General features: G+C 54.5%; 12 protein-coding genes. 8 read left to right on the forward strand and 4 right to left on the reverse strand.

The window, feature by feature from the left end; genetic code table 11:
• Positions 1 to 47: 47 nt before the first annotated feature.
• Both pyk and fba read left to right on the forward strand, forming a co-directional pair.
• Positions 48 to 1,490 carry a pyruvate kinase gene (gene pyk, locus AC4IE8_RS13540; RefSeq protein ID WP_068991747.1) on the forward strand — a complete coding sequence of 481 codons (1,443 nt, stop codon included), beginning with the start codon at positions 48 to 50 and terminating at the stop codon, positions 1,488 to 1,490.
• Between the two features lie 75 nt (positions 1,491 to 1,565).
• A complete protein-coding gene (gene fba / locus AC4IE8_RS13545) occupies positions 1,566 to 2,630 on the forward strand; it encodes a class II fructose-bisphosphate aldolase (RefSeq protein WP_068990779.1) in 1,065 nt (354 codons plus the stop codon).
• Positions 2,631 to 2,735: 105 nt separating this feature from the next.
• Here fba and AC4IE8_RS13550 read toward each other — a convergent pair whose 3' ends face one another.
• Together AC4IE8_RS13550 and AC4IE8_RS13555 are read right to left on the reverse strand one after the other, a co-directional pair.
• Positions 2,736 to 2,999 carry a glutaredoxin family protein gene (locus AC4IE8_RS13550; protein WP_068991751.1) on the reverse strand — a complete coding sequence of 88 codons (264 nt, stop codon included), beginning with the start codon at positions 2,997 to 2,999 and terminating at the stop codon, positions 2,736 to 2,738.
• Positions 3,000 to 3,443: 444 nt separating this feature from the next.
• Entirely contained in the window at positions 3,444 to 4,334 is an 891-nt protein-coding gene (locus tag AC4IE8_RS13555) for a phosphoribosylaminoimidazolesuccinocarboxamide synthase (RefSeq protein ID WP_068991752.1), read from the reverse strand.
• Positions 4,335 to 4,477: 143 nt separating this feature from the next.
• Here AC4IE8_RS13555 and AC4IE8_RS13560 point away from each other — a divergent pair, with 143 nt between their 5' ends.
• Together AC4IE8_RS13560 and AC4IE8_RS13565 are read left to right on the forward strand one after the other, a co-directional pair.
• Positions 4,478 to 4,918 (forward strand): hypothetical protein, encoded by a 441-nt coding sequence (locus AC4IE8_RS13560; RefSeq protein WP_490791272.1) that lies wholly within the window; start codon positions 4,478 to 4,480, stop codon positions 4,916 to 4,918.
• A gap of 96 nt (positions 4,919 to 5,014) precedes the next feature.
• Positions 5,015 to 5,434 carry an MbcA/ParS/Xre antitoxin family protein gene (locus AC4IE8_RS13565; RefSeq protein WP_068990787.1) on the forward strand — a complete coding sequence of 140 codons (420 nt, stop codon included), beginning with the start codon at positions 5,015 to 5,017 and terminating at the stop codon, positions 5,432 to 5,434.
• A gap of 609 nt (positions 5,435 to 6,043) precedes the next feature.
• On the opposite strand, the gene AC4IE8_RS13570 is transcribed toward AC4IE8_RS13565, so the two are convergent.
• Together AC4IE8_RS13570 and plsY are read right to left on the reverse strand one after the other, a co-directional pair.
• Positions 6,044 to 7,012 (reverse strand): MBL fold metallo-hydrolase, encoded by a 969-nt coding sequence (locus AC4IE8_RS13570; protein ID WP_490791234.1) that lies wholly within the window; start codon positions 7,010 to 7,012, stop codon positions 6,044 to 6,046.
• The gene (plsY, locus tag AC4IE8_RS13575; protein ID WP_068990791.1) at positions 7,012 to 7,608 is read right to left on the reverse strand and encodes a glycerol-3-phosphate 1-O-acyltransferase PlsY; all 597 of its coding nucleotides are present in this window, start codon (positions 7,606 to 7,608) and stop codon (positions 7,012 to 7,014) included. The genes AC4IE8_RS13570 and plsY overlap by 1 nt, the downstream gene beginning before the upstream one ends.
• A 103-nt stretch (positions 7,609 to 7,711) precedes the next feature.
• On the opposite strand from plsY, the gene folB reads away from it, so the two are divergent.
• The 4 genes from folB (at position 7,712) to AC4IE8_RS13595 (ending at position 12,429) form a co-directional block, all read left to right on the forward strand.
• Entirely contained in the window at positions 7,712 to 8,068 is a 357-nt protein-coding gene (gene folB / locus AC4IE8_RS13580) for a dihydroneopterin aldolase (protein WP_068990793.1), read from the forward strand.
• Positions 8,061 to 8,591 carry a 2-amino-4-hydroxy-6-hydroxymethyldihydropteridine diphosphokinase gene (gene folK, locus AC4IE8_RS13585; RefSeq protein WP_068990798.1) on the forward strand — a complete coding sequence of 177 codons (531 nt, stop codon included), beginning with the start codon at positions 8,061 to 8,063 and terminating at the stop codon, positions 8,589 to 8,591. The genes folB and folK overlap by 8 nt, the downstream gene beginning before the upstream one ends.
• A 366-nt stretch (positions 8,592 to 8,957) precedes the next feature.
• Positions 8,958 to 10,199 carry a DUF1015 domain-containing protein gene (locus AC4IE8_RS13590; RefSeq protein WP_490791235.1) on the forward strand — a complete coding sequence of 414 codons (1,242 nt, stop codon included), beginning with the start codon at positions 8,958 to 8,960 and terminating at the stop codon, positions 10,197 to 10,199.
• Positions 10,200 to 10,224: 25 nt separating this feature from the next.
• Positions 10,225 to 12,429, forward strand: a complete 2,205-nt coding sequence (locus AC4IE8_RS13595) for a RelA/SpoT family protein (RefSeq protein WP_068990810.1) — start codon at positions 10,225 to 10,227, stop codon at positions 12,427 to 12,429.
• The last annotated feature ends 87 nt before the right edge of the window (positions 12,430 to 12,516 follow it).

The following is a 12,516-nucleotide window of genomic DNA, read 5'->3' on the forward strand; positions in this document are numbered from 1 at the left end:
GGGGTCCGGCCCAAGACAACGTGCAGCAAGCAAGTAATTGGATAGGTATGCCAAGAAGAACCAAAATTGTAGCAACCCTGGGTCCGGCAACAGATGACCCTAAGGTTCTCGACAAGCTGATACACGCCGGGGTGGATATCGTTCGCCTCAACCTTTCACACGATGCTCACGACTCGCAAAGACAACGTGCGGAACGGATTCGTAATCGGGCTCGTGCCTGTGGTCGACAAATCGGTGTATTGGCGGATCTTCAGGGGCCGAAGATCCGTATCGGCAAATTCAAGAACGGCTATACCGAACTGGAAGAGAACGGCCAGTTCATCCTCGATGCAGCGCTGGCGCTGGATGCGGGTGATGATGAGCGGGTGGGTCTGACCTATCCGGAACTGATTGATGATGTCTCCCGCGGTGACACGCTGTTGCTCGATGACGGTGCTGTTGAGCTCTGGGTCTCTGAGGTTACCGACAAAGAGGTCCATTGCAAAGTGGTGGTGGGTGGCAAGCTCTCCAACAACAAAGGGATCAACAAACAGGGCGGTGGACTTTCAGCGCCCGCACTGACGGACAAGGATCGTGCGGATATCCTGTTTGCCGCTGAAATCGACGTGGATTATCTTGCTGTCTCTTTCGTTCGCAATGCGGATGATGTAATCGAGGCGCGTCGCCTTCTGGAGGAGGCGGGTGGCAATGGCGGTATCGTAGCCAAGGTTGAGCGCGCCGAGGCGCTGGACTGCATCGAAGAGATTATCCAGGCTTCAGATGTCATCATGGTTGCCCGTGGTGACCTGGGTGTTGAGATCGGTGATGCTGAATTGCCTGCCGTGCAGAAAGAGATGATCAAAAAGGCCCGGGAGATGAACTCGGTGGTGATCACAGCGACGCAGATGATGCAGTCGATGATCGAGAGTCCGATCCCCACCCGTGCTGAAGTGTTTGATGTGGCCAATGCGGTGATCGATGGCACAGATGCGGTCATGCTTTCTGCCGAAACCTCGGTCGGCAAGTATCCGCATAAAGTGATCAAGGCAATGGACCGGGTCTGTGTCGAAGCTGAGAAGCACCAGCTTGCACGGCGCTCAAGTCACAGACTCGACAGCGTCTTCGGTCGGGTGGATGAGGCCATCGCCATGTCCACCATGTATACCGCCAATCACCTAGGGGTGAAAGCGATCGCCGCTCTGACCGAATCCGGCTCGACAGTAAAATGGATGTCCAGAATCAGTTCCGACATTCCGATCTATGCGTTGACCCGGCATGTGCGCACCCGACGTAAAGTGACACTCTATCGTGGTGTCTATCCGGTCAGCTTCGATGTGGCCAGCACCGACATTGCCCAGGTCAATGAAGAGGTGATCGATGAGTTGCTGCGCCGCGGAGAGGTCCGAGAGAATGATCTGGTGATCATTACCAAGGGCGACCGCTCCGGTGTGGAAGGCCAAACCAATATCATGAAAGTAATGCGTGTCGGCGAGCATGTGCTGGCTGACTGATAAAGATTGAAGTCACCACCAGTGGGTGGTGATTAAGTTGTAACGAGACTATAAACACAAACCAAGGAGGCTATCATGGCTCTGATTTCCCTGCGCCAACTACTCGACCATGCCGCGGAGCACGGCTATGGTCTGCCTGCGTTCAATGTTAACAACATGGAGCAGGTGCATGCCATCATGCAGGCAGCGGATGCCGTCAACAGTCCGGTCATTCTGCAAGGATCTGCAGGCGCCCGGTCTTACGCAGGTGAACCCTTTCTGCGTCATCTGATCATTGCTGCAACCGAAATGTATCCCCATATTCCGGTCTGTATGCATCAGGATCACGGTACGTCACCATCCGTCTGTCTGCGTTCGATTCAGTCAGGCTTCTCATCGGTGATGATGGACGGCTCCCTGATGACTGACGGTAAGACCCCATCCAGTTACGAATACAATGTGGATACTACAGCCAAGGTGGTCGATATTGCCCACGCCGGCGGTGTTTCCGTTGAGGGTGAGCTGGGTTGTCTGGGTTCCCTGGAAACCGGTCAAGCCGGTGAAGAGGATGGTATCGGTGCTGAAGGTACCCTGGACCACAGCCAGCTGCTGACCGACCCTGATGAAGCGGCGGATTTCGTCAAGAAGACCGGTGTGGATGCCCTGGCAATCGCGATCGGTACTTCCCACGGCGCCTATAAGTTCACCCGTCCGCCTACAGGCGACATCCTGGCAATCGATCGTGTCAAAGAGATCCACGCACGGATTCCGGATACCCATCTGGTAATGCATGGCTCCTCATCCGTACCTCAGGATTGGCTGGCCATCATCAATGAGTATGGTGGTGATATGGGTGAGACCTATGGTGTGCCGGTTGAAGAGATCGTTGAAGGCATCAAGCATGGTGTGCGTAAGGTCAACATCGACACCGACCTGCGTATGGCCTCTACCGGCTCCATTCGCAAGCACCTCAATGACAACAAGTCCAACTTCGATCCACGCAAGTTCCTGAAAGAGGCCACCAAGGCCATGTCGGACATCTGTAAGGATCGTTATGAAGCCTTCGGTTCTGCCGGTATGGCGGAGAAGATCAATCCGATCTCTCTCGAGAACATGCAGGTTCGCTACGAAAGCGGTGAACTCGATCCGAAAATCAATTGATTTGAGTATCGGTTAGCCGTTAATTCGGTGCACGATAAAGGGGCCATTTGGCCCCTTTATTTTTTCTGTCGGAATCGTAACCAGGGGATAGCCTGGCCATGCGGCCTACATCAGCCCTTCAAGTTCCAGTGCCTTTTTCAGTCGGTTGGGATTGAATCCTTCGAATTTTTGATCGCCAACCAGGATCAGCGGGACGCTTTTACCCCCGATCTCAAAAAACTTTTTCTGGATCTTGCCGGGTTTGGCAACATTGAAGTCGAGGAAGGGCACGTTGTTTCGTTTAAGCCAACGCTTTAAGTGCTGACAATGGGGGCACCTCAAGGTAGTGTAGATCACTACCCGGGCTGCTTTGTTATTCTGTTTTGTCATATCCTCAGAAGTGTATAAGCTCAAACTGGTCTTGCCCAATATTTTTTCTCTTGAAATTTAAAGTCTACCCTGGTCGATCATTCATAGACCGGAATCAGCGGCGCAGGGTGTGCGACTGAACTGATATGAGATGGTGTGAGATTGATCAATGAATCACCATGATCAATACAATAGGGCATGTCAAAACTGAGTCGCTTCATATACTGCGGCAATCCGCTCCAAACCTGTCAGAGTGCTCATGGTTAAAGCTCATATCTTAGCTTAAATTATAGATCTAAAATGCGAATTGGATTCTTGAAGCGTAGCGTTTGATTGATGAGTCTCAACTGTTTGCCTGGATAACCGATCTGCCGCGTCTTGTCCTGATCAGGTGTAGTTCGTAAAACGGGCACGGTTTGATATCAGCCGCGATCAAAGCCCAGCGACTGTCGGATGAACCCCGATCTACTTACCGGTCAGACGTCGTTCCGCTTCACGGTATTTTTCGGCGGTTTTATCTATTACCTCCTGGGGTAGCTCAGGGCCTGGGGGGGTTTTATCCCAATCCAGAGTCTCCAGGTAATCTCTGACAAACTGTTTATCGAAGCTGACCGGACTGGTGCCGGGACGATAGCTGTCCGCCGGCCAGAATCTCGATGAATCCGGTGTCAGTGCCTCATCGATCAAATGCAGCTGTCCATCATCATCCAGACCGAACTCAAATTTGGTATCGGCAATGATGATGCCTTTGCTCAACGCATAGTCGGCGGCCTGGGAATAGATGGTCAGACTGATCTTCTTCACCTGTGCCGCCAGTTCACGCCCAAGCAGATTTTCAGTCTGGCTGAAATCGATGTTTTCATCGTGACCCCCCACATCCGCTTTTGTGGATGGGGTGAAGATGGCTTCGGGTAGTCGGTCCGCCTGCTGCAGACCGGCGGGCAGTGGGATGCCGCAGACCGATTGATTGTGCTGGTAATCCTTCCAACCGGAGCCGATCAGGTAGCCCCGTACGATCGCTTCGATCGGCAGTGGCTTGAGCTTGCGCACGATCATGTATCTGTCACCCAGACTGTTGCGCTGATCCGGGTCTGCCAGGATCTCAGAAAGCTGCAGTTTCGCCAGATGGTTTGGAATCAATGACTCGGTTCGCTGAAACCAGAAATTCGCCACCCGGGTGAGGACTTCGCCTTTGCCGGGGATGGGTTGTGGCAGGACCACATCGAATGCTGATAGACGGTCACTGGTTACGATCAGTAGATGCTGATCATCCACCTCATAGATATCACGTACTTTGCCACGATTGAGCAGTTTCAGGTCCAGGTTTGATTCGAAAAGGGTATGGCTATCAGTCATCATGGGTTGTAACCGGCAGAGGCAAAGGGTCATTATACCCATGATCGGACAGGAAACTCATGCTTGTGTCGTGTCTGATACTGGTGCGGGCCGGCCCATGGTCCGCGTTGATGCGGAGTTTCCATTCTCTTTGTGGTGTGGTGATGAACGAACAGGATAATTTTTTAAAGGCCTTCAAAGGCAGCTTCACTTCCGCGTTGCGCTGGCACCAACTGGATGCCCTGTGGCAGGTGTTGAGAGCTGATGCCGCCGGGGGTTGGTATGTTTATGCGGTTGGCGAACCGCCACCCGAGTTTCCCTCTGATGAATCGAGGCTGCTGACGTTCGTCGAAAGCATCGACGAGTTGTTGCGACGTGAGCATGATGAGGAGTACTGCGGGATCGTCTATGCGGATGATCTGCAACAACCGTCATTCATCAAGATCTATGATCCGAACAATCTAGGCGTCTCATGCGGCTACAGTGACAATCCACCGCTGCCTGGGTGGGTGTTGAGCAAGATCCGGCCGGTCGATCTGCCGGCGGTGGCGATGCCCAACAACCGCAAACGCTGGTGGCATTCGTTATGGAAGAGCGAGGCTTGAATGGAACTCTGAATTACCTTGGTTTTCCTTGGGTTTTAAGCGGGTCAATCGTGTTAGACTGACAAAAACCAAGTTAAATAGTAGGTAATAGCCGAGATGAATGAAACCACCCAACAGAGTAGCGCTGTTTCAATCGATGACCGTCTAGCAATTACCCGGGGGGTCATGAATCTGTTCGACAACTGGGGGCTGCACAGTGAAGAGATGATGTCGCTCCTGGATATCAACGGCAAGGCGCGCCAGATGGCGCAATATCGACATAACAAGGCCTTTCCCGAGAGCCCGGAAATGATGAAACGGATCGACTATCTGGTCAGAATCAATGACGCATTGCGTACCACCTATCCGACTAATCCGAGTATGGGTAAGCGCTGGTTGCGTCAGCGTAATCATCTGTTCAATCAGCGGACACCTCTGTCGATGATGATGGGGGATGGAGAGCAGGGGATGGTCTATGTACTGTCGAGACTGGATTGTACATTTGCCTGGGATCAGAGTGGATCTACGCCCAGTTGATGTTGTTTCAGTCCGCAAATGAACGCAAATAAGAGTCGAAATTGTAATAGTGATTGGTGTTGGCCCACACATCAACATGCCCTGTGATTATTTTTTGGCTATTGGCGGACTAAATTCTTAGAAACCTCTGCCACTCGCGACTGTTCTCTTGCCTGAAATTCCCTGTTTCGCCCTCCTGGGCGAGTCACTTTTCTTTTGCGCCAAAAGAAAAGTAACCAAAAGAAAGGGCGCCCGGCCGTCACGCCCCTTCGGGTCCGCTGCGATGCTCGGTAAAAGCCGGCAGGCCTGAAACTCGCTACGCTCAAACAGTCAGGCCCGCTGATCGGCTTTTACCTGCGCTTCTCGCTCGTGTCGGGACGGGATTAAGCGGGGTGATGGATTCTGGCTTGGGAGCCTGTAGGTTTTTATTGTATTAGTCCGCAAATAATCGCAAATAAGAGTCGTAAATCGTATTTGTGCTTGGGGTGCCCCTCACATCAACATGCCTGTGATTATTTTGCGGCCTTTGGCGGTGATTCGCGTCCATTTGCGGCTTGATTCAACGCCGCCAAGATATCAGCATCAGCAAAACCATTAGCGTTTATTGGCATTCAATTGTGGACCTAAAAACTATCCCGCTGCCGCCTCTTCCCGGCGTGCCAGCCAGACCTCTATGCCCTGGGCGTCCAGGTCCAGATCCATGGCCGTCAGTTCAAGGCTTTTCTCAGCTGCGAGGGTGTTGCCATTCTGCTCTAGCTTTTGCAGCAACCACTTCTGTAGCGCGCGTTCTATCTCACTTTTCCTTTGCTCTCCCGGTTGCTCTACTGCGGCCAGCGCGATGGCGGTGAACTCCTGCAGATGCTGACGCAGTTGTCCGACCAGTTTCTCTGGTTCACTGACTTCACCGAAGTGGGTGAGGTAGAGTTTTTCTGGCTTCAGCTCCATCAGTCGGTCCAGGGTCTCATACCAGGCGTCCGGGTCGAGTTGGATTGGTGTGGTGGTGGGTACGATAAAGGGACCCTGTGTGCCGCTGAGTTCGGGATAGGAGAGGCCGAAAGTATCGCCTGTGAACAGGCCACGGCTCTGTTGATCAAAAATGCAGATGTGGTGACGTGCATGTCCCGGGGTGTCGAGACAAAGCAGTTCCCGATTGCCGAAGTGGCAACGAAAGCCATCCGGCGCTAGGATGACCCGCTCTTCCGGGATCGGGATCAATTGCCCGAACTGCTTTTCGAACGCCTCCTCGCCGTAGACGGCAGTTGCGCCAGCGATCAACTTCGAGGGATCGATCAGATGCTTGGCCCCGTAAGGGTGAATCACCAGAGAGGCATTTGGCAGTTGGCTCATCAGATTGCCAGCTCCCCCGGCATGGTCCAGATGAACATGGGTGGGGATTACATATCTGACCTGTGAAGGGGATATCCCTTTCTGTTCCAGCACCGCCATCAGTTGGGGCACACTGTTACTGGTGCCGGTATCGATGAACGCCGCTTCCCCTTCGGACTCGAGCAGATAGCAGGCAGCCAGACCCTGGCGTTGATAGAGGGTATCGATGCAGGTGATCTGCTGGGCGTATTCCAGGGTACGCGGATTCGGCATTAGTTGTCACTCTCGCTGATCTTACCTTCGGCACCGGAGATAAGATTGGTTATGTTGGAACGGTGGCGCCAAAACAGGATGGCGCTGATGACGATTTGCATCACTATCAGCTCTGGGGCAGGCCAGATCAACCATATGAAAAATGGTGCCAATGCCATCGAGATCAGGGCGGAAAGGGAGGAGATGTTGACCACCTTGGCGGTAAACAGCCAGACCAGAGCAACCGCCAGGCCCACTCCCCAGTGGAGTCCAAATTGGACACCGAGAGCGGTGGCGACCCCCTTACCCCCCTTGAAGCTGAAAAACACGGGGTAGAGGTGGCCGAGAAATGCGGCCAGTCCGGTGAGTGCGATGAACAGGGGAGGGGCATCGAACAGATGGGCGATCAGCATCGGGATCAATCCCTTGACCATATCCCCGAAGAGGGTGATGGCTGCGGCCTTTTTGCCACCGATTCGCAGCACATTGGTGGCCCCTGGATTATTTGAACCCTGGCTGCGGGGATCGGGCAGCCCCATCAGGCGACAAACGATGATGGCACTGGAGATCGAGCCGAGCAGATAGGCGAAAACAACGATAGTAGAGTGGATAATCATGGGTGCATTGGAACCTCTGGCAGCGGGTCAGGTCAAGCCGGGGGTTTGCTCTTGATCAATACTCATCTACTATGACGCTTTTCAAAATAGTGGTTGTTGAGTTATGGATATCGTCTTCATTCGTGATCTTCGCATTGAAACCGTCATCGGTATCTACGATTGGGAGCGGGAGATCACCCAAACGGTGGTATTTGACCTGGAGATGGGGGCCGATATCAAAAAGGCGGCGGAGTCGGACGCCATCGAGGATGCGTTGGATTACAAAGCGGTCAGCAAGCGTCTGGTCTCCTTCGTGCGGGAGAGCAAGTTCCAGCTGGTCGAGACCCTGGCGGAACGCTGTGCCGACATCGTACTCCACGAGTTCAACGTCCCCTGGGTGAGGTTGACCCTGAACAAGATCGGTGCCGTGAGTATGGCCCGGGATGTGGGTGTGATCATCGAGAGAAGTCGGAGTGACTGACACCGCTCGGGTCAGGGCCTGGCTAAGCCTTGGCAGCAATCAGTCGCCACGCAGATATCTTCCCAGCGCAATAGATGATTTACGGGAGAGTTTTGGCAATCTGACCATTTCACCGGTGTATGAAAGTGAAGCGGTGGGATTTGTCGGAGAGAACTTCCTCAATCTTGTGGTTGGTATCTGCACCAGCTTATCGGCAGTAGCTGTGAATCGCCGCTTGAAAGAGATTGAGAAGCGCCACGGTCGGGTGCGCAATGAGAACCGGTTTACGGCCAGAACCCTGGATATCGACCTGCTGACCTATGGCGATCAGGTTATTGAGCATGATGGCATCCGCTTGCCGAGAGATGAGATATTGCACTATGCCTTTGTCTTGCGGCCCCTCTCGGAAGTGGCCGGAGCGGAGATTCATCCTGAGGAGGGCAAGAGCTATCAGCAGTTGTGGCAGGGGTTTGATCATTCCACACAGGCGTTGTGGCCGGTATCGCTGGAACTGCAGAAGGTGGATCAGTCCCCCAGGGGATAGCTGGCTCGGCCTATCCGGACAGGACTGAAGGTTATGCAGAAGCGGATAATTTTCGGTCGCCCAAAAAAAATCCCGGCACCCGCTCCTTGGGCACCAGGATCTTGTGTCGCACTGATTGGTTGGCAAATGGTATCAGTCCTATACTTCCATGTTCATGTGCACCTTATCCGTGGCATCCTTCTCTGCGACGGTTAAAGTCTAAGTGAATAACCCCTGATAAGATGCAGGTTTGTTCTCATTTTTAGGTAGGATTTTTCTGACATCGATTGAGCCCATCGCTTGATTCCTCCTTATCTCTTTTGAAACAATCCCCCCTCGCATACCACTTGGGCCAGAGCGTGCCCTACAGACCATGAGGAAACACCCATGCCGCTGATCAGAGCTTTTCCCGGACTTCGTCCTGCCGAGGGTCGTGCTGCCGATGTCGCCGCACCGCCATATGATGTCATGAATGAGGCGGAAGCTCGGCAGATGGCAGAAGGTCGGGCGTGGAGCTTTCTGCATATCTCCAGGCCTGAGATCGACCTGCCGCAGGGGACAGATCCTTATGCGCCTGAGGTCTATCAAAAAGCGGCCGAGAATCTTGCCAGGATGCAGCAGGATGGGGTTCTGATCCGTGATACCAAGCCCTGTTACTATGTCTATCGCCTGACCATGGGGGATCATGTTCAGACCGGACTCGCAGCGGCGGCCTCGGTCGCTGCCTATGACCAGAACCGGATCAAGAAGCATGAGTTCACCCGTCCGGCGAAAGAGGATGACCGGGTGCGTCAGGTGGATGCACTGAATGCCCAGACCGGGCCGGTGTTTCTTGTCTACCCAAGTGCCCCTGAGGTCGACCGGATTCTGAGTCAGGTCTCCCAGGCCAAGCCGGCCATGGATGTCACCGCTGCGGATCAGGTTCGGCACGAGATCTGGGTGCTGGATGATGATGCTACCGTGGCCCGTTTGACGGAGCTGTTCGATGCCATGGGTGCCCTCTATGTGGCGGATGGACACCACCGTTCAGCCGCAGGCTCGAGGGTTGGCGCATCACGCAAAGAGGCCAATCCAAACCACAGTGGTGATGAGTCATACAACTATTTTCTGAGTGTCATCTTTCCTCACAACCAGATGCAGATTCTGGACTACAATCGGGTGGTCAAGGATCTCAATGGACTGGATAAAGAGGCCTTTCTCGCCAGACTTGAGAGCGATTTTCAAGTTGAACCAAGCGAGCAGCCGGTGAAGCCGGCGCAACCGGCCGAGTTCGGTATGTACCTGGACAAGCAGTGGTACCGGCTGACGCTCAATCCGGACAAGGTGCCGACGGATGACCCGGTGGCCCGGCTCGATGTCAGCCTGCTGGCCAACCACCTGATCGAGCCGGTGCTGGGTATCAGCGATCCCCGGCGCGATGCGCGAATCGATTTTGTCGGCGGTATCCGCGGTTTGGCCGGGTTGGAGAAACGGGTCGATTCCGGAGAGATGGCCGTCGCATTCTCTCTCTATCCCACTCGCATGGAGGATCTGATGGCTGTGGCCGATGCGGATGAAGTGATGCCGCCTAAGTCGACCTGGTTCGAACCCAAGCTGGCGGATGGCCTGGTCAGTCACATGCTTGACTGAAATCCACTAGGCCCTAGCGACAGAGATGGTCACCACCAACAGCAGCTTGCCTGAAGGCGAGTTAATCGATAGCCCAGCCATTGATCGCTGGCTGGAGATGCTGCCCGATGAGTTCGACACAGATGACCGGGACTACTTCCGGGGTGCTGCCGAGATTGCTCTGCAGGTTCAATCGAACCGACAGGCGGTCGATGGCGAGCGCCAGCTGCGTCATGCCCTGAGTGTGGCGGAGATTCTCGCTCAACTGCACATGGACCGGGAGACGGTTGCCGCGGCCATGCTGCTGGGGGTGTTGAATGATCCGCAGCTCAGTCTTGAAAAGCTGCAGCGCAAAGTCGGCATCAGCACGGCCAAGATGGTTGACGATCTGGGGCGGATCGGCACGCTGACCGACACCTCCCGTGAAATTACCGAGGAAGAGGCGCAGCAGCATGCGGAAAATCTGCGTCGTCTGCTGCTGGGTATCGCTGAGGATGTGCGGGTCATTCTGGTGGTGGTTGCTGAGCAGCTGCAACTGATGCGCACCGCCCGCAGCCTCGCGCCTGAACAGCGCCGGCGAGTGGCCAAAGAGACCCAGGATATCTACGCCCCGTTAGCCAACCGGCTGGGTATCTGGCAGGTCAAATGGGAGTTGGAGGATCTGGCGCTGCGCTTTCTCCACCCCGAGGATTACAAACGTATCGCCAGTCAGCTGGACGGGCGCCGCAGCGACCGTGAACTGTTCATCAAAGAGGTCATGGAGCTGCTCAAGGAAAAGTTTCTTGCCGCCGGTGTGCACGCGGAAATCAGCGGTCGTCCCAAACATATCTTCAGTATCTGGAAAAAGATGCAGCGCAAGGCGGTCGATATCGAACAGATTTTCGATCTGCGGGCGGTGCGCGTACTGGTGGATGACATAGCCCAATGCTATGCAGCACTGGGTGTGGTGCATGGCTTGTGGAAACATATTCCCGGTGAGTTCGATGACTACATCGCCACACCGAAGGCTAACCTCTATCGTTCAATTCACACCGCCGTGATTGGTCCGGAAGAGAAGACCCTGGAAGTTCAGATCCGAACCCGGGACATGCACCACCATGCGGAGTTGGGGGTGGCGGCCCACTGGCGCTACAAAGAGGCTGCCAAGCAGGATAAGGACTTTGAGCGGCGCATCGTCTGGATGCGGCAGTGGCTGGAGAAAAAGGATTTTGGCGAGGAGACCGACGGACTGCAGGACGCCTTCGATCAGGAGATGGAGTCGACCCGCATCTATGTATTGACGCCGATGGGCAAGGTGGTCGAGCTGCCGAAGAACTCGACACCGCTCGATTTTGCCTATTCGATCCACACCGACATCGGCCATACCTGTCGTGGCGCCCGGGTTGATGGCCATATCGTACAACTGAACCGTGCACTGCGCAGTGGCGAGATGGTTGAGATCCTGACTGCCAAGAACGGCACGCCAAGCCGTGATTGGATCAACCCCCATCTGGGTTATCTGCACAGCTCGAAGGCGAGAAACCGGGTCAAGCAGTGGTTCAAACAGCTTGATTACGAACACCATGTGGAGCTGGGGCGCTCAGCGCTGGAGCGGGAGATGACCCGGCTCTCGATCAGTGAAAAACCCGATCTGGAGAAGGTTGCGGCGAAACATAACCTGCAGCATGGGGAGGATGTCTACGCGGCCATCGGTCGCGGTGATCTGTCGCCAATCCAGGTCGCCGGTTTCGGTGGTCGGGAGAGGCCGGCACCCCGTTCCAGGGCGATTCCCGATTCGAGCAAGTCGTCCGGGGTGGCCAAGGGGGAAGTGGTGGTTGCCGGGGTTGACGATCTGATGACCACGATTGCCCGCTGCTGCAAACCTGTCCCCTACGATGCCATCATCGGCTATGTTACCCGTGGACGCGGAGTTACCGTTCACCGTCGTGACTGTCCCAATGTGCGGGCGATGCCTGATGATGAACAGGACCGGTTGGTGGCGGTGCACTGGAGCGAAGAGCAGCAGGAGACTCAGTATGCGGTGGACTTCATGGTCACCGCGAGTGACAGAAAGGGATTGCTCAGGGACATCTCAGCGGTCCTTACCAATGAGAATATCGATGTGAGTGGCGTCAATACCAACAGTGACCGAAAGACCGATACCGCAACCATGCGCTTCACCATAGAGGTCCAGGATATGAATCAGTTAAGCCGGGTATTGTCCAAAATCGAGCAGTTGCAGGATATCAACCTGGTTAAAAGACTGCTGTGAGCGGGAAATCCGGTGTGGTGTCTCATACTGACCATGCGCAATTGCCAGTCCGCTCCAGCAGGTCTAAACTAACGCACTGTAATTTTA

Source organism: Candidatus Thiodiazotropha sp. AKAK2 (assembly GCF_058244685.1).